This is a genomic window from Erwinia sp. HDF1-3R (assembly GCF_039621855.1).
Lineage (GTDB): Bacteria > Pseudomonadota > Gammaproteobacteria > Enterobacterales > Enterobacteriaceae > Erwinia.
Genome location: NZ_CP155071.1, coordinates 3,505,694 through 3,521,605 on the forward strand (window position 1 = coordinate 3,505,694; position 15,912 = coordinate 3,521,605).

General features: G+C 53.3%; 15 protein-coding genes. 7 read left to right on the forward strand and 8 right to left on the reverse strand.

Going from position 1 to position 15,912, the window contains the following annotated elements; translation table 11 throughout:
- Window positions 1–305: 305 nt before the first annotated feature.
- Window positions 306–650, forward strand: coding sequence for a FlxA-like family protein (locus tag AAGR22_RS15935; RefSeq protein ID WP_067705865.1), 345 nt, complete (start codon window positions 306–308; stop codon window positions 648–650).
- On the opposite strand, the gene AAGR22_RS15940 is transcribed toward AAGR22_RS15935, so the two are convergent.
- Window positions 647–1,567: a LysR family transcriptional regulator gene (locus AAGR22_RS15940; protein ID WP_067705867.1), complete on the reverse strand. Its 921-nt coding sequence runs from the start codon at window positions 1,565–1,567 to the stop codon at window positions 647–649. The two genes, AAGR22_RS15935 and AAGR22_RS15940, sit on opposite strands and share 4 nt — an antisense overlap.
- Window positions 1,568–1,661: 94 nt before the next feature.
- On the opposite strand from AAGR22_RS15940, the gene AAGR22_RS15945 reads away from it, so the two are divergent.
- Window positions 1,662–2,690, forward strand: coding sequence for a bile acid:sodium symporter family protein (locus AAGR22_RS15945; RefSeq protein ID WP_345828476.1), 1,029 nt, complete (start codon window positions 1,662–1,664; stop codon window positions 2,688–2,690).
- Between the two features lie 52 nt (window positions 2,691–2,742).
- Here AAGR22_RS15945 and AAGR22_RS15950 read toward each other — a convergent pair whose 3' ends face one another.
- The 4 genes from AAGR22_RS15950 to zipA all read right to left on the reverse strand — a co-directional run bounded on the left by AAGR22_RS15950 (window position 2,743) and on the right by zipA (window position 7,673).
- Window positions 2,743–4,251 carry a PhoPQ-activated protein PqaA family protein gene (locus AAGR22_RS15950; protein WP_345828478.1) on the reverse strand — a complete coding sequence of 503 codons (1,509 nt, stop codon included), beginning with the start codon at window positions 4,249–4,251 and terminating at the stop codon, window positions 2,743–2,745.
- 104 nt (window positions 4,252–4,355) lie between these two features.
- Window positions 4,356–4,568, reverse strand: coding sequence for a DUF3820 family protein (locus tag AAGR22_RS15955; protein WP_067705872.1), 213 nt, complete (start codon window positions 4,566–4,568; stop codon window positions 4,356–4,358).
- Window position 4,569: 1 nt separating this feature from the next.
- The gene (ligA, locus tag AAGR22_RS15960) at window positions 4,570–6,588 is read right to left on the reverse strand and encodes an NAD-dependent DNA ligase LigA (protein WP_345828480.1); all 2,019 of its coding nucleotides are present in this window, start codon (window positions 6,586–6,588) and stop codon (window positions 4,570–4,572) included.
- A gap of 86 nt (window positions 6,589–6,674) precedes the next feature.
- A complete protein-coding gene (zipA, locus tag AAGR22_RS15965; protein WP_067705875.1) occupies window positions 6,675–7,673 on the reverse strand; it encodes a cell division protein ZipA in 999 nt (332 codons plus the stop codon).
- A gap of 219 nt (window positions 7,674–7,892) precedes the next feature.
- Between zipA and cysZ the strand changes: the two genes are divergently transcribed.
- The 5 genes from cysZ to crr all read left to right on the forward strand — a co-directional run bounded on the left by cysZ (window position 7,893) and on the right by crr (window position 12,903).
- The gene (gene cysZ, locus AAGR22_RS15970; RefSeq protein WP_067705876.1) at window positions 7,893–8,651 is read left to right on the forward strand and encodes a sulfate transporter CysZ; all 759 of its coding nucleotides are present in this window, start codon (window positions 7,893–7,895) and stop codon (window positions 8,649–8,651) included.
- A gap of 131 nt (window positions 8,652–8,782) precedes the next feature.
- The gene (cysK, locus tag AAGR22_RS15975) at window positions 8,783–9,754 is read left to right on the forward strand and encodes a cysteine synthase A (protein ID WP_067705877.1); all 972 of its coding nucleotides are present in this window, start codon (window positions 8,783–8,785) and stop codon (window positions 9,752–9,754) included.
- A 391-nt stretch (window positions 9,755–10,145) separates the two neighbouring features.
- On the forward strand, window positions 10,146–10,403 hold the full coding sequence (gene ptsH, locus AAGR22_RS15980) for a phosphocarrier protein Hpr (protein WP_067705882.1): 258 nt from the start codon (window positions 10,146–10,148) through the stop codon (window positions 10,401–10,403).
- A 225-nt stretch (window positions 10,404–10,628) separates the two neighbouring features.
- The gene (ptsI, locus tag AAGR22_RS15985; RefSeq protein ID WP_067705884.1) at window positions 10,629–12,356 is read left to right on the forward strand and encodes a phosphoenolpyruvate-protein phosphotransferase PtsI; all 1,728 of its coding nucleotides are present in this window, start codon (window positions 10,629–10,631) and stop codon (window positions 12,354–12,356) included.
- A gap of 43 nt (window positions 12,357–12,399) precedes the next feature.
- Window positions 12,400–12,903 (forward strand): PTS glucose transporter subunit IIA, encoded by a 504-nt coding sequence (crr, locus tag AAGR22_RS15990; RefSeq protein WP_067705886.1) that lies wholly within the window; start codon window positions 12,400–12,402, stop codon window positions 12,901–12,903.
- A gap of 73 nt (window positions 12,904–12,976) precedes the next feature.
- Here crr and AAGR22_RS15995 read toward each other — a convergent pair whose 3' ends face one another.
- The 3 genes from AAGR22_RS15995 to AAGR22_RS16005 form a co-directional block, all read right to left on the reverse strand.
- Window positions 12,977–13,669 (reverse strand): GntR family transcriptional regulator, encoded by a 693-nt coding sequence (locus AAGR22_RS15995; RefSeq protein ID WP_345828486.1) that lies wholly within the window; start codon window positions 13,667–13,669, stop codon window positions 12,977–12,979.
- A 65-nt stretch (window positions 13,670–13,734) separates the two neighbouring features.
- Window positions 13,735–15,084 carry an ATP-binding protein gene (locus AAGR22_RS16000; protein ID WP_345828488.1) on the reverse strand — a complete coding sequence of 450 codons (1,350 nt, stop codon included), beginning with the start codon at window positions 15,082–15,084 and terminating at the stop codon, window positions 13,735–13,737.
- Window positions 15,081–15,761 (reverse strand): response regulator transcription factor, encoded by a 681-nt coding sequence (locus AAGR22_RS16005; RefSeq protein ID WP_067708232.1) that lies wholly within the window; start codon window positions 15,759–15,761, stop codon window positions 15,081–15,083. Before AAGR22_RS16005 ends, AAGR22_RS16000 begins: the two co-directional genes overlap by 4 nt.
- Window positions 15,762–15,912: the final 151 nt, after the last annotated feature.

Genomic DNA, 15,912 nt, shown 5'->3' on the forward strand with positions numbered 1-15,912 from the left:
TGGCAAAGCACAGAGGGATAGCAAATTCACTCAGTGACATTCTCAATTATTTTTTATTGATAAATTTATTATTATTATTCTCTGAATAACAGGAAATATATTAATCACGCCTGACCGCTAACCACATCTTTTCTTATACTGCTCGGGAGAGGCGTTCATCGTCTCCGCCGCCCTGCACGCCACCGGGCCTCAGGTCCTGCCTGCGCACCTTTTCGAATTCTTAGCGATTTTTTTACGAATTCTCATATCAAGTATCTCCTGTAACCCTCCGATAACCGTACTGGTCTATTACAAAGGAGAATACGATGACGACTATCAGTGGTAGCAGCACAAGTTCAATTGGATCGGCAAGCTCGGGCGGCGGTTCAACCTCCCAGATTGCCACGCTGACCAAGCAGATTACGCAGCTGGAAAATCAGCTTAAGAGTCTGGGCACTGACGATTCACTCACTACCGAGCAAAAGTCAGAGCAGGAACAGCTTATCCAGAGCCAGATTCAGATGATCGAATCTCAAATCGCCCAGATTGAGCAGCAGCAGGCGCAGAAGGCTCAGGAAAAGCAGGAAGCGAAAAAAGAGACGGCCAGCACCAACGTAGCCGATGGCATCAACCGTCCAACCGCGACCAACTCAATTAACGTTTACGTCTAAAACGCTGGCATGACGCGGCGTTGCTGCGTCAGCAGGGTTGCCTGCTGACGCACTTCCTGCCAGATAGCCTCTGCTGCCGGCGTGAGCGAGCGGTTTTTACGTCGTACCAGCATAATCGTCCTGTTGATTTCCGGTACCATTCGCCTGACAAGCAGCGGCCTGCCCTGCGGCAACGGTAGCGCCAGCGCGGGCAAAATGCTGATACCTATCCCCGCCTCCACCATCGGATAGAGCGTGGCCGGATGGCCGATTTCCTGCACAATCTCCGCCCTCACCTGCTGCGCGCGCAGCGCTTCATCGATCAGCACCCGACTGCCAGAGGTATAATCCTGAAGCACCAGCGGCCGGTCGTTCAGCATTTCCCAGCTGATGGTTTGCTCTGCGGCCAGCGGATCGTCCTGACGGCAAAGCAGGAGAAAAGGTTCATCGAGGATCGGTTCACAGGTGAAATCCTCAACCGTTAAAGGGCCAATGACGATGCCGAAATCCACTTCCGCGTTACGCACGCTTTGCAGTACCCACTGCTGTGGCCGGTCGCGCAGCATTATCCTGATGTCAGGGTAGTTTTGCTGGCTGGCCGCCAGGCACTGGGGCATCAGATGAGCTGATATCGTCTGGCTGGCTGCAACTCTTACCGTGCCGCTGCGCTGCTGCCCATAGCTGCGAACATCCAGCAGCGTGGTATTCAGCTCCTCCAGCAAACGCTCAAGCCGACTGGCAAGCTGTTCGCCCGCCTCGGTCAGCATCACCTCCCGGGTGGTGCGGTCCAGCAGGCGAATCCCCATTTCCCCCTCCAGCTCCTTGATGCTGTGACTGACCGCAGACTGGCTCAGGCCAATCTGTTGACCCGCCTGGCTAAAACTACCCTGCTGTGCCACGGCAACAAATACCCGCAGCTGGCGAAGCGTATAATTCATCTATTTTATTCATATATGGATTCAATAAATCAATTTTATTTCTAAACACGTCCGGCGCACAATAGCCACATTGTTTTTTAACCAGGCATTAACAATGGGACTCTTCCGCATCGATCCACTGATGTTAAAATTGATTATCACCGTGCTGCTGGCGACGTTCATCCCCGCGCGCGGCCATTTCGTCGATATATTTGAATGGCTGACGACGGCGGCTATCGCCCTGCTGTTCTTTATGCACGGCGCCAAGCTGTCGCGGGAGAAAATTATCGCAGGCGGCGGCCACTGGCGGCTTCACCTCTGGGTGATGTGCAGCACCTTTGTGCTCTTCCCCCTGCTGGGACTACTGTTTGTCTGGTGGCATCCGCTGCCGGTCAGCGCGGAGATTTACACTGGCTTCCTCTATTTATGCATCCTGCCTGCCACCGTTCAGTCGGCTATTGCCCTGACCTCACTGGCAGGCGGTAACGTTGCGGCGGCGGTTTGTAGCGCCTCTGCATCCAGCCTGTTGGGCGTATTTATCTCTCCGCTGCTGGTCAGTCTGGTGATGGACGTCCATAACGACGCTGCCAGTGGTAACCTGGAGCAGATCGGTAAGATTATGCTACAGCTACTGGTACCCTTTTTGGTCGGGCACTTTTCACGACGCTGGATCGCCGGATGGGTGGAAAAACACCGTGGGCTGATTGGTAAAACGGATCAGGCCTCCATTCTGCTGGTCGTCTATTCCGCCTTTAGTGAAGCCGTTGTAAATGGTATCTGGCACCGCGTCGGCGTCAGCACCCTGCTGTATATCGTGGCGGGTAGCCTGGGTATCCTGTTTGTGGTGTTACTGATCAACCTGCTGGCGGCCAGAATCTTCGGGTTTAACCGTCCGGATGAGATCACCATTCTGTTCTGCGGCTCGAAAAAAAGCCTCGCAAACGGCGTCCCGATGGCCAATATCCTTTTCCCGTCGGCATCGGTAGGGATTATCGTACTGCCGCTGATGATCTTCCATCAGGTGCAGCTGATGGTCTGTTCGCTGCTGGCACAGCGCTATAAGAAGGCCGGAGAAAAGCTGGCGCAGGAGAAGCAGGCGCAGAATGAAAAAGCGCCTCAAAACGTGGTCCAGTCGCAAAAATAGTTACGCTGTGAGTCTGTCGAAGAATAAGCCTGGCGGCTATTCTTCGCTGGGCTCAAAAGCTTCGCGTCTCTGTTTTGTTCACATCCGCCTGCTGATGCGCATTACTTAACCCGCGACCGGGCAACGTCTGACAGGCCCCACCCTTATTCAGCGGCGCAGCATCAGGATAGCTTTCATCCGGCGTAATATAGACTTCGGTGGTTGCCACATAGCCATCCCGAAATATCGCTTCAACGTAAGCGGCCTGCCAGCCTTTATGCGGCTTCACCAGCGTCAGCGTTATCCTGCTTTTAACCGGTAGAGTAGAAGACTCATAGTTAACGCCGCAGGCCAGACGGAAGTCGCGATCGTTCGCGTTATAAGCCCGCCACAGGGTTAACTGTTTAGGATATTCTGAAAGCTTAATATCCAGCAGCCCTTTTTTTAACGACGTATGGATTTTGGGTAAGGGCTTTCCGCTCTGAATACGGTTGATAAAGGGAATCAGTGACGATTCGGCGAATCGACGAATACCCGCATGGTCGCTATTAGGAACGACCCTTAAAGACTTCATACCCGGCAGCTGGTCATAATAGTAGCGGGAATTATCAGGCACGTAGAAATCGTCACCGCTGGCATTGATAATGTATTTTTTAACAGCCAGCCGTTTTTTATAGGCCGAAGACTGATATTCAAGCGGATCCTGTATCTTCAGCAGCTTGCTGAAATTCGGCATATCAATGCTGGTATCAATACCCTCCTGATAATAAGGCGAGAACGCCACTGGCCAGTTGTGTCCATATACCCGATACATATGCTTGAGTGCCTGCCGGGTACCCAGCATATCCATCACAAAGGGCGCGATTGCCTCGACCCGGGGATCGGCTATGGCAGCCAGCCAGCTGCTCCAGCCACGTTTGGAAAGCCCGGTGACGATAAACTCTTTAATTCTCCACTCCCTCAGCTCTCTTTCAGCCAGCGACATCGCCTGAGATACGCTGGCGGCCATAGGGATATGGAGCGGTAAAAGTGACCGCTCCGTCGGGTTTTGCATAAACAGAGACCAGCTATGGGCTACGCTGTTATCCTCCGCCCGTGTTTTATTATCGTCACGCCAGGTCTGATACTGATTAGGGACATCACTCAGAGAGAGGATAATGGTGCGCGTTGCCTGAGACAGCGCCGTCAGCTGGGGAGGTGTCATATCGCTGGGCGCAACGGGCGGCTTATTGTCGATATTATTATTAGTGCCGTTATTAACAAATATAACCGCCTTCCCCCTTTTGGCTCTGGGAGGGATATAGATATCTACATCATGCTGCCACTCTTCAGGCTGTACCAGACCGGCAGGTGACCATGACTGCGAATTCATGCGATAATGTAAAATATCAACCCCCGCTACCTGCTCATCGCTTACCCTGGTATATTTCGGTGGGGACTCAGAAATACTCCTGGTATAACAAGGTAATACATCACTAAAATCTCGCTTCTCACTGAGGCAGCGGTCGTTGTGCCTGCTCGCTTCAGCTGACGAGCTAATAGCGATAAGTAGCAGTAAGGCTAGTCCATATTTTATTTTCATCAGTTCACCCCTTCGCCCATTATTGTTCTGAGTTCGAGGGTTAATATGAATCATAGCTTTTTAGGGTACAAATCAATTAACGATGTTAAAAGATTATATAAGCGTTAGTAGCGTAGCGGATTAATCAGCCCCTCAAGCCCTTCAATTTTTATGGCCAGCGTCAGCTGCATCAGCTCACCCAGTTTTCCCTCAGGAAATTCGCCCTTACGGGCGAACCATAGCAGATAAGGCTCCGGCAGATCGATAAGTCGCCGCCCTTTGTATTTACCAAAGGGCATTTCGGTGTTGGCAATGTCAATCAGCTGCTCTTTTTCCATCTCAGTTATCCAGCAGGCGAATAAGCTCAGCCTCGTCGATAATCTTAATATCCAGCGCCTGCGCCTTCACCAGCTTAGAGCCTGCCGCTTCACCGGCGATAACCAGATCCGTTTTCTTCGACACGCTGCCGCTGACCTTAGCGCCCAGCGCAGCCAGGCGATCTTTTGCCTCATCGCGAGACAGAATGGTCAGAGAACCCGTAAGCACCACGGTTTTTCCGGCGAAGGGGCTGTCAATTTCGTCTTTATTAACCACCTCAACTGCCGGCCAGGTGACGCCTGCCACCTCGATCAGCTGACGAATCACTTCCCGGTTGCTCTCTTCGTCCATAAAGTTTCGCACGTGGCTGGCAACCACGGTGCCGACGTCCTGCACGGCGATCAGCTCTTCTAAAGAGGCGTTGATAATGCTTTCAAGCTTACCAAAATGTGCAGCCAGGTTGGCGGCGGTCGCTTCGCCCACCTCGGTAATCCCCAGAGCATAGAGAAAGCGGGCCAGCGTGGTCTGCTTCGCTTTTTCCAGCGAGCTGACCAGATTTTGTGCTGATTTTGGCCCCATCCGATCCAGGCCCGTCAGCTTACCGGCGGTCAGGCTGAAGAGATCGGCAGGCGTTTCGACATACTGTTTTTCCACCAGCTGGTCGATAAGTTTGTCGCCCAGGCCATCAATATCCATCGCCCGGCGTGAAACAAAGTGCTTCAGTGCGCCTTTACGCTGCGCGCCACAGATCAGGCCGCCGGTACAGCGTGCAACCACTTCCCCCTCTACCCGCTCTACGTCCGATCCACACACCGGACAGTGGCCAGGAAACACTATCGTACGGGCATCATCCGGGCGGTCGGCCTCAACCACGCCCACAACCTGGGGAATAACATCCCCGGCGCGGCGGATAATAACGCGATCGCCGATATGCAGACCCAGACGATCAATTTCATCTGCATTATGCAATGTCGCATTGCTGACCATCACCCCCGCTACCTGCACCGGCTCCAGTCGGGCGACCGGCGTAATCGCGCCGGTACGACCCACCTGAAACTCTACGTCCCGTACCCAGGTCAGCTGTTCCTGCGCCGGGAACTTAAACGCAATCGCCCAGCGCGGCGCGCGGGCAACAAAGCCAAGCTGTTCCTGGAGTTCCTGAGAATCCACTTTGATGACCACGCCATCAATATCAAAACCGAGCGTCTCACGCGCCGCTTCCACCTGATGATAAAACGCCAGCACCTCTTCCGGGGTGTGGCACAGGCGAATACGATCGCTTACCGGCACACCCCAGGCTTTAAGCTGCTGGAGTCGGGCGTGATGCGTACGCGGCATATCACCGCCTTCGAGCAGGCCGAAACCGTAGCAGAAGAACGTCAGAGGGCGTTTAGCGGTAATGCGGGGGTCAAGCTGGCGCAGCGAACCTGCCGCAGCGTTGCGCGGATTAGCGAACACCTTGCTCTCTTTGCGACGCGCTTCCTCATTCATCGCCTCAAATCCCGCCTGCGGCATAAAGACCTCACCGCGCACTTCGATACGCGCAGGGATGTTGTCCCCCCTCAAACGCAGCGGGATGGCGCGAATGGTGCGCACGTTGGCGGTAATATCTTCACCAGTGGTGCCGTCGCCGCGCGTGGCCGCCCGCACCAGCAGGCCGTTTTCGTACAGCAGGCTGACGGCAAGACCGTCCAGTTTCAGTTCGCAGCAGAAGGTGATGTTATCGCTATTTTTCAGCCTGTCCTGTACCCGCTTGTTGAAAGCGAGATAGCTCTCTTCATCAAACGCATTATCCAGCGACAGCATCGGCACTTCATGCCGAACCTGCCCGAATGCGCTGAGCGGTGCGGCCCCCACGCGCTGCGTCGGCGAATCCGGGGTAATCAGCTCAGGATGCGCCGCTTCCAGCGCCTTAAGCTCCTGCATCAGACGATCGTACTCCGCATCAGGAACGTCCGGCGCGTCCAAAACATGATACTGGTATTCATGATGGCGGAGGGCAGTTTGAAGCGCGATAATTTGGTCTTGAACGGATTGCATAGCGGCACCATAACGATAAAAAACCCCCGGCAGGCGGGGGTCTTGTCAAACGTGAATTCAGGTTGTCAGCCCGACCCGGTTGCGGTTCAGGCGTTAGCCTCAATCACATCACGAATACGGTTTTTATAAGTTTCCAGCTTTTGCGGCGTCATCATGCGGCGCTCATCATCCAGAACCACGCCGCCTACGTCGTCGGCAATACGCTGTGCGGACTGAAGCATCAGCTTGAAGTTCTGATTGGCATCACCGTACGAGGGCACCATCATAAAAATCGAAATGCCGGGCGTAGAGAAGTCAGACATCTCATCCGGGTTGAATGATCCGGGCTTAACCATATTGGCCAGGCTGAAGAGGACCGGGCCACTGCCCGCCGGGCTGAGATGACGATGGAAGATGTTCATTTCGCCGAACTGGAAGCCAGCCTGCAGGACCCCTTGCAGCAGCGCCTCACCGTTCAACACACCGCCTGCATGTGCGCCAACGTGCAGCACCAGCACCGTCTCTTTTGCGCGCTCCTGGCGAGGAGGCGCAGGCTTTTCAACTGGCGCACTGGGTTGAACTTCTTCCTCAACAACCGGATCGAAAGCAGGTTCAAAGGTCGGTTCGACAGGCTCTGCCGGAACGGCCACGGATTTAACCGGCGGGGCTGATGGGCGCACAGGCTGAGGACGCTGAACGGGTTCGGCGACGAATTCAGGTTCCTCAGGTTCAGGCGCATGAGGTAGCTCACCGCTAAACAGAGGATCCAGCTCCGGCTGCGTATCAGCCAGCGGCTGATGTCGCACAGGCTCTGCGGGTGCGCGAGTCTTTGATGGCCGCGATGGCGCATCATCAACGCTGCGGGCATCGAAACCAGGCTCAGCCTCGTCATCCCCGCGCGATCGAGGGCGCTGCACGCGCACTTCCCCTACGCCATCATCAGCGTTGTCGAAAGACTCTTCTTTATCCTGTTTTAAACGCTTGTGAGGGCGATCGCGAAAAACGGATGAGCGCTCTTTACGGCTGGTCCAGAGGCCATGAAGTAAGAGCGCTATTATGGCGATCGCGCCAACAACGATTAATATCAGACGCAAATCCTGCATCATTGTATTCTCTGTTGTTCCAATACCTTGCCACCGCGGCAAACTTTATCCTCTAACTGTATTTGCCCTGGGTAACAAGTGCAAGTCCATGCAGTATTTTCTGACAAATAAGCGTGCATCGACACGGTTTTTTGCTGCTTTTTCATGCAAAAGCCCCTCGGCCTGCATAAATGATCGCGTTATGATAGCGCCGCATAGCCGCATAAAGGAGAAAAGCAGCCTATGAACCCACATCACTCCCCCGCTCGCTCGCAGGGTATTCACTATTTTTCCGAAGGGTGGAGGCTGGTTCGTCTGCCCGGTATTCGCCGCTTCGTCATTGTGCCGCTGCTGCTCAATATTGTGCTGATGGGGGGCGCGTTTATCTGGCTGTTCTGGCAGCTCGGTAAATGGGTGCCCGCGCTGATGACGCTCATACCTGGCTGGCTACAGTGGCTGAGCTATCTGCTATGGCCACTGTGCGTGATTTCGATTGTGCTGATATTCAGCTACTTCTTCTCGACGGTCGCTAACTGGATAGCCGCCCCGTTCTGCGGCCTGCTGGCTGAACAGCTTGAGGCAAGGCTGACCGGTAAACCACTGCCCGATAGCGGCTGGGGCGCGCTGGTCCGGGATCTGCCGCGCATTATGAAGCGCGAATGGCAAAAGTTTGTCTGGTATCTTCCCCGCGCCCTTGGGCTGCTGCTGCTTCACGTTATTCCGGGTTTTGGCCAGACGGTGGCACCGCTATTGTGGTTTCTCTTCAGCGCATGGATGTTATCTATCCAGTACTGCGACTACCCGTTCGATAATCACAAGGTCAGCTTCCGGGAGATGCGTCAGGCACTGAAACAGCACAAAACAGACAATATGCAGTTTGGCGCCCTGGTCAGCCTCTTTACGCTGGTGCCTATTCTGAATTTAGCGATTATGCCAGTCGCCGTATGCGGGGCAACGGCGATGTGGGTGGATCGCTACCGCGGGCAGTACAGTCGGCAGTAGAGGCTGCTTATGCCATTTCATTTATCCTTATTGCTGCATAACATATATATATACGATTTCTTCACTTCCTTGAGAAAATGAACGAGGTATGCTCTTAGTATTCCCAAAATTTCATACAGTAAGGACGGGCTATGAGTAAGATCTATGAAGACAACTCGTTAACAATCGGTCATACGCCGCTGGTTCGACTGAACCGCATCGGTAACGGTCGCATTCTGGCAAAAGTTGAGTCGCGCAACCCCAGCTTCAGCGTTAAATGCCGTATCGGTGCCAGTATGATTTGGGACGCTGAAAAGCGCGGTATTCTGAAACCCGGTATTGAACTGGTTGAGCCGACCAGCGGTAACACCGGTATTGCGCTGGCCTACGTAGCCGCCGCACGCGGCTATAAGCTCACGCTAACCATGCCTGAAACCATGAGCGTTGAACGTCGCAAGCTGCTGAAAGCGCTGGGTGCCAGACTGATCCTGACCGAAGGCGCCAAAGGAATGAAAGGCGCTATCGCAAAAGCGGAAGAGATCGTTGCCAACGAGCCGGATAAATTTGTTCTGCTTCAGCAGTTCAGCAATCCGGCTAATCCGGAAATTCATGAGAAAACCACCGGTCCCGAAATCTGGGATGATACCGATGGTGAAGTTGACGTATTTATTGCTGGCGTCGGCACCGGCGGTACGCTGACCGGCGTGAGTCGCTATATCAAAAACACTAAGGGTAAAAAAGAGCTGATAACGGTCGCGGTTGAGCCTACCGATTCGCCGGTTATTGCTCAGGCGTTGGCGGGTGAAGAGATTAAGCCTGGTCCTCACAAAATTCAGGGGATTGGTGCCGGTTTTATCCCGGGCAATCTCGATCTGAATCTGATTGACCGCGTGGTGGCTATCTCTAACGAAGAGTCCATTTCGACGGCCCGTCGTCTGATGGAAGAAGAAGGTATCCTCGCCGGTATCTCCTCCGGCGCAGCCGTTGCGGCCGCGCTGAAGCTTCAGCAGGAAGAGGCATTTGCGAATAAAAATATTGTCGTGATCCTACCCTCCTCTGGCGAACGCTATCTGAGTACTGCCCTGTTTGCCGATCTTTTCACCGAGAAAGAATTGCAGCAGTAGTGCCATTTGCGTTGAAATGAGTAAAAAAGCACCCAATTGGGTGCTTTTTTGTGGGCTGCGTCAAACTTTTGCCTGGATGCAGATTGCAATTACCCGGCAGTGTCTGTTATCTAAGCAACCAATTAATTCGGCCCGTGAAATTAATCGCCCTTTGAACTGGATCAAGCTGAATCGATTTACTGGTTTGGCGCGGCAGCCTAAATAGCGGCATAATGGGGCAAGGGAAAGCGAAGCGTGGATCGCTGAGTGCGCATCGCCGTTTCCAGCCTTACCAGCGCAGTTTTTGGCGCGTTATTGAACGCAGGCCAGCGCGACACATCCAGGCTAAAGTCTCGGTCTCAGACTAGACTTTAGTTCAACAACATCAAACGACATAAGTTGGGGAAAAATAATGTTCCAGCAAGAAGTTACCATCACTGCACCAAACGGCCTGCATACCCGTCCTGCTGCGCAGTTTGTGAAAGAAGCGAAAGCATTTAACTCAGACATTACCGTGACGTCTAACGGCAAGTCAGCCAGCGCAAAAAGCCTGTTTAAGCTGCAAACGCTGGGTCTGACTCAGGGTACGGTCGTCACATTGTCGGCGGAAGGCGAAGACGAGCAGAAAGCCGTTGAGCATCTGGTTAAGCTGATGGCCGAACTCGAGTAAACCCTCTGACTGTCTGCTCACCGCCTTATCAGGTGAAATTAGTGCAAACATATTGATCGCGGACAGCTTGTCCGCGTTGTTGCTTTCGTAAACTCCTTCGCGGGCCAGCCGAAGGCAATAATCAAATTGCAGAAAGCCTGATGCGCCCGGCTCGCTGAGTAGATTAGCCGACAGTCCAGGATTGATCGCCTCAGGTGATTATCAGTTATAAAAAAAGGTAGGGTTATGATTTCAGGAATTTTAGCATCACCGGGTATCGCTTTTGGTAAAGCTCTTCTACTGAAAGAAGATGAGATAGTTATCAACCGGAAAAAGATTTCTGCCGACCAGGTCGGTCAGGAAGTTCAGCGCTTTCTCGATGGTCGTAAAAAGGCTTCAACGCAGCTGGAAGCGATCAAAATTAAAGCCGGAGAAACCTTCGGTGAAGAGAAGGAAGCCATCTTCGAAGGGCATATTATGCTGCTGGAAGATGAAGAGCTGGAGCAGGAAATCATAGCCCTGATTAAAGACGATCTGGCTTCTGCTGACGCGGCCGCATTCTCTGTGATTGAAGGCCAGGCGAAGGCGCTGGAGGAGCTGGACGACGAATACCTGAAAGAGCGCGCGGCTGACGTACGTGATATCGGTAAGCGTCTGTTGCAGAACATCCTTGGGCTGCACATCGTTGACCTGAGCGCCATTGCGGATGAGGTTCTGCTGGTCGCTAAAGATCTGACGCCGTCAGAAACGGCTCAGCTAAACCTGGACAAGGTACTGGGCTTTATCACCGACCTCGGTGGTCGCACTTCCCACACCTCGATTATGGCCCGCTCGCTTGAGCTGCCTGCTATCGTGGGCACCGGAAACGTGACCAGCCAGGTAAAAAATGGCGACTTCCTGATCCTCGACGGGGTAAATAACAGTATTTACATTAACCCGACTTCGGAAAAAATTGACGAACTGAAGGCGATTCAGACCCAGTACGTTACCGAAAAGAACGATCTCGCCAAGCTTAAAGATCTGCCGGCCATTACGCTGGACGGGCATCAGGTTGAAGTCTGTGCCAACATCGGTACCGTGCGCGACGTTGCGGGCGCAGAGCGCAACGGGGCTGAAGGCGTTGGTCTGTATCGCACCGAGTTCCTGTTTATGGACCGTGAGTCACTGCCGACCGAAGAAGAGCAGTTCCAGGCGTATAAAGCCGTTGCCGAAGCAATGGGCTCACAGGCGGTGATTGTTCGCACGATGGATATCGGCGGCGATAAAGACCTGCCCTATATGAACCTGCCAAAAGAGGATAACCCTTTCCTCGGCTGGCGTGCGATCCGCATCGCGATGGATCGTCCCGAAATTCTTCATGCCCAGCTACGCGCCATCCTGCGTGCCTCGGCATTCGGTAAGCTGCGCATTATGTTCCCAATGGTGATCTCCGTTGAGGAAGTACGTATTCTGAAGGGCGAACTTGAGAGCCTGAAAAGCCAGCTGCGCGAAGAAGGCAAGGCCTTTGATGAGAGCATTGAGACGGGCATCATGGTTGAGACCCCGGCGTCAGCGGCAATTGCCCATCATCTGGCGAAAGAAGTCGATTTCTTCAGCATCGGTACTAACGATCTGACTCAGTACACGCTGGCGGTCGATCGTGGCAATGAATTAATCTCCCATCTGTATAACCCAATGTCTCCTTCGGTGCTGACGCTTATCAAGCAAGTTATTGATGCATCTCATGCTGAAGGTAAATGGACAGGCATGTGTGGTGAGCTGGCAGGCGATGAACGTGCTACACTACTGTTATTGGGAATGGGGCTGGACGAGTTCAGCATGAGTGCCATTTCTATCCCACGCATCAAGAAAATTATTCGTAATACGAATTATGAGGATGCGAAGGCATTAGCAGAGCAGGCAATGGCTCAACCTACAGCGGACGAGTTGATGAACCTGGTCAACAAGTTCATTGAAGAAAAAACACTCTGCTGAGACCTCGTGACGCTGGCCCAATATTACTGCTTAGGAGAAAATCATGGGTTTGTTTTCAAAGCTTTTTGGCGATAAGTCAGATACCTCAACTGGAGCCATTGAGATTGTCGCACCGCTGTCAGGAGAGATCGTCAATATCGAAGACGTGCCGGACGTGGTGTTCGCAGAAAAAATTGTTGGCGACGGTATCGCTATCAAACCGACTGGCAATAAAATGGTTGCGCCGGTTGATGGTACCATCGGTAAAATTTTCGAAACCAATCATGCATTTTCCATTGAATCAGACAACGGCATTGAGCTGTTTGTCCATTTCGGAATTGATACGGTTGAACTGAAGGGTGAAGGCTTTAAGCGTATCGCTGAAGAAGGGCAGAAGGTTAAAAAAGGTGACGTCGTCATCGAATTTGATCTGGCGCTTCTGGAAGAAAAAGCGAAATCAACGCTAACGCCAGTGGTCATTTCCAATATGGATGAGATCAAAGAGCTGGTTAAACTGACGGGTAACGTTATCGTGGGTGAAACCCCGGTTATCCGCATCAGAAAATAATCAGCGCTCCTTAAATCAAAGCCCTCTGAGCAATCAGGGGGCTTTTTTTTTTGCCTGTTTCCGCGTGACGTGATCAGGCGCTTATCCGCAATGCCTGCCGCAAATCAAACACCTCGGGAGAGGTCGTGAGATTAAGCTGTTGCTCAATAACATTCAGATGCTCTTCCATCAGCGTCTGAGCGAGCCGGATATCACCTGTTTTTAACGCCTCAATGATGCTGCTGTGCTCGCAGCACTGACAGTCAGAGGCATCATGCCGGAGGTAGAGCGACACGATAAGCGAACTGCGTGCCATCAGATTGGCCAAAATTTCGCGCAACACCTGGTTGTCGCTAATCTCCGCCAGCAACAGATGGAATTCGCTCAGCTGCCGGATAATATCCTGACGATCGTTACGCTTGATAACCTCACGCTCTTTCAGATGCTGCTGTTCAAGTTTGTCACTCCAGGCGCGTATCTTATCTGGCGTGATGGAGCTGATAATGGCTCTTTCAATTGCGCGTCGCGCAATGAAAATTTCCTGCGCTTCCCTCGCCTCAGGCTGCGCGACGCGCGCGCCGCGGTTAGGCTCAATAGTCACAATATGCTGAAGCACCATCCGCTGTAGCGCCGACTGAACGTGATTACGGTTAGCGTCCAGCGCCTCAACAATTTGTGTCTCTATCAGCCGGGTTCCCGGCTTGAGCCTCTGCTGAGCAATGGCCAGGGACAATGCCTCAACGATACGTTGAACTTCCTGCTGCTTACTGGGAGCGGCTTTACTCATCCCTACCTCATTTGAAGTGATGTGCAAACGTTTGGCTCTCGTGATGATACCACCGTACCGAGAGGCTACACTACCCAGTGTGGCAGTTTGATAGTCAGTTCCAGACCGCCATTTCTGCCGTTAACCGCACTAACCTCCCCCTGATGAGCCAGCACCACCTTGCGTACAATGGAAAGACCCAGCCCGTAACCCTTGCCGGAGAGGGGCGTATTAACCCGCACAAAAGGATCAAAAATGCTTGAGAGTTTGTCGGCATCGACACCTGGCCCCTGGTCGGTAACGTTCACCGACAGCCAGCCGTTTTCCTGCCGCAGGGTCACGCTAACCTGCTGCCCCTGAAGAGAAAAACGCAGCGCGTTGCGGATCACATTCTCCAGCGCTGAGCGGATCAGTTTGGCATCGCCCTTAACGGTGTAGTCAGCGTTCCTGTCAGCGAAGAGCAAAATGTCTACGCCGGGTATCTGCGCCTCATAGCGCGCATCGTTAGCCACCGCCTCTAAAAGCCCGTACAGATCAAAGTACTGCTCATCCGGCAGGCTTTCATGTTCGGCTCTGGAAAGCGTCAGTAGTTCGCCAATCATTTTGTCCAGACGCCGCGCTTCCTCATCAATCCTGTCCAGCGACTGCCCGACTGATTCCGGGGTCTGCCGGGCCAGTCCGGTAGCCAGCTGCAGCCGCGCCAGAGGTGAACGAAGCTCGTGGGAAACATCGTGCAGCAGCTCCTCACGCGCTCTGACCAGCACGGACAACCGTTCAACCATGGAATCGAAATCCTGCGCCACGGCCGATAGTTCATCGTGACGGCGGCGCATGGCCGGAAACAGGCGTACCGAAAGATCGCCCTTGGATACCCGATCAAAACCTTTCCGCAGCTGACGCATGGGACGGGTCAGGTTCCAGGCCAAAAAAAGACTGAATAACAGGCCGCCAAAGCCCGCCATAAATAGCAGCGGCTCCGGAACGTTAAGGAAATGCCTGGGCGGGCCGCCCATATTGCTGTCATTTCGCAGCCCTTCCACGTCATAGCGCAGCTGATACTGTCGGCCATCTGCCCCGCTTACCCACTCGATGACCTCTTTCGGAAACTCACCGTTCAGTACATGACGATTAAGATCGCTGCGCGGCTTCTCCTGAGGAGGTTTATCCATCATCTGGATCGAAAAGAACCGCCGATCGCTGGCTGGCCAGTCCGCCATCATATCGTTGAGCGCTTCTATACCACCACGCTGAAGCACGGATACGGCAGAGGTCATTTGCAGGTTTACGATGCGCCTGGCGGTCAGGTTTTCTGGCGGCTCATGATGCTTGCCGTATAGTGAAAAACTCAGCCATAGCAGCTGGCTCATCAGCAGAAACGTCAGCCAGAACCCCAGCAGGATCTTCCAGAAAAGCAGCCCGCGAAATCCAGCCGTCATCGTATGCGATAGCCTATGCTGCGGACGGTCTCGATGGTTACCGTATCCTGGGTCAGGGCCGCGAGCTTCTGGCGAATATTGCTGATATGCACATCCACGCTGCGATCGTAGGCTTCACGAGGACGGCCAAGCCCTTTTTCGGACAGCTCATCCTTAGATACCACGCGATCCGGCGCGCGAATAAGCAAATCCAGCAGGTTAAATTCCGAAGCGGTCAGATCGAACGGCTGTTTCTTCCACTCGCTGATACGCGTGGCGGGATTAAGGGTCAGGTCACTCCAAACCGCCATCTCTTTGCTCTCAACAATGACAGGCTGCTCGTCAACCCGGCGCAGCACGGCGCGCAGCCTGGCAACCAGTTCGCGCGGGTAGCAGGGTTTAGGCACATAGTCGTCTGCCCCCATCTCCAGCCCGATCACGCGATCGATATTGTCGCCTTTCGCCGTCAGCATAATCACTGGCAGACGGCAGTTCTGTCGAACCTGACGCAGCACGTCGATACCGCTCATATCCGGCAGCATAATGTCGAGGATCATCGCGCTGTATTCACCCGACATCGCCCCTTCAATTCCGGCCTTGCCGTTTAACACCAGTGATGCATCAAATCCTTCTGTAATCAGATACTGACTGAGCATCGTGCCCAGTTCGAGATCGTCGTCAACCAGTAAAATTTTCATGCGCACTCTCTTATAGATTCAGCCGCTATTTTCACCTGTTATCGGAACAATAGCAGCTTGTTTTACCCAATCCTTACATGTTAACTCAAGGTATGAAAGAGGTGATGTTCTTTGTAAGTTAACAGACAGATTAGCTCACAATACAACCCGC

Excerpts from the sequence above, each read along its gene's own strand:
- cysK (WP_067705877.1), top strand. The coding sequence starts at position 8,783 with ATGAGTAAGATCTATGAAGACAACTCGTTAACAATCGGTCATACGCCG.
- AAGR22_RS15955 (WP_067705872.1), bottom strand. The coding sequence starts at position 4,568 with ATGGAAAAAGAGCAGCTGATTGACATTGCCAACACCGAAATGCCCTTT.
- AAGR22_RS15940 (WP_067705867.1), bottom strand. The coding sequence starts at position 1,567 with ATGAATTATACGCTTCGCCAGCTGCGGGTATTTGTTGCCGTGGCACAG.
- cysZ (WP_067705876.1), top strand. The coding sequence starts at position 7,893 with ATGAACCCACATCACTCCCCCGCTCGCTCGCAGGGTATTCACTATTTT.
- crr (WP_067705886.1), top strand. The coding sequence starts at position 12,400 with ATGGGTTTGTTTTCAAAGCTTTTTGGCGATAAGTCAGATACCTCAACT.
- ptsH (WP_067705882.1), top strand. The coding sequence starts at position 10,146 with ATGTTCCAGCAAGAAGTTACCATCACTGCACCAAACGGCCTGCATACC.
- AAGR22_RS15950 (WP_345828478.1), bottom strand. The coding sequence starts at position 4,251 with ATGAAAATAAAATATGGACTAGCCTTACTGCTACTTATCGCTATTAGC.
- zipA (WP_067705875.1), bottom strand. The coding sequence starts at position 7,673 with ATGATGCAGGATTTGCGTCTGATATTAATCGTTGTTGGCGCGATCGCC.
- AAGR22_RS15935 (WP_067705865.1), top strand. The coding sequence starts at position 306 with ATGACGACTATCAGTGGTAGCAGCACAAGTTCAATTGGATCGGCAAGC.
- AAGR22_RS15995 (WP_345828486.1), bottom strand. The coding sequence starts at position 13,669 with ATGAGTAAAGCCGCTCCCAGTAAGCAGCAGGAAGTTCAACGTATCGTT.
- AAGR22_RS16000 (WP_345828488.1), bottom strand. The coding sequence starts at position 15,084 with ATGACGGCTGGATTTCGCGGGCTGCTTTTCTGGAAGATCCTGCTGGGG.
- ptsI (WP_067705884.1), top strand. The coding sequence starts at position 10,629 with ATGATTTCAGGAATTTTAGCATCACCGGGTATCGCTTTTGGTAAAGCT.
- AAGR22_RS15945 (WP_345828476.1), top strand. The coding sequence starts at position 1,662 with ATGGGACTCTTCCGCATCGATCCACTGATGTTAAAATTGATTATCACC.
- ligA (WP_345828480.1), bottom strand. The coding sequence starts at position 6,588 with ATGCAATCCGTTCAAGACCAAATTATCGCGCTTCAAACTGCCCTCCGC.
- AAGR22_RS16005 (WP_067708232.1), bottom strand. The coding sequence starts at position 15,761 with ATGAAAATTTTACTGGTTGACGACGATCTCGAACTGGGCACGATGCTC.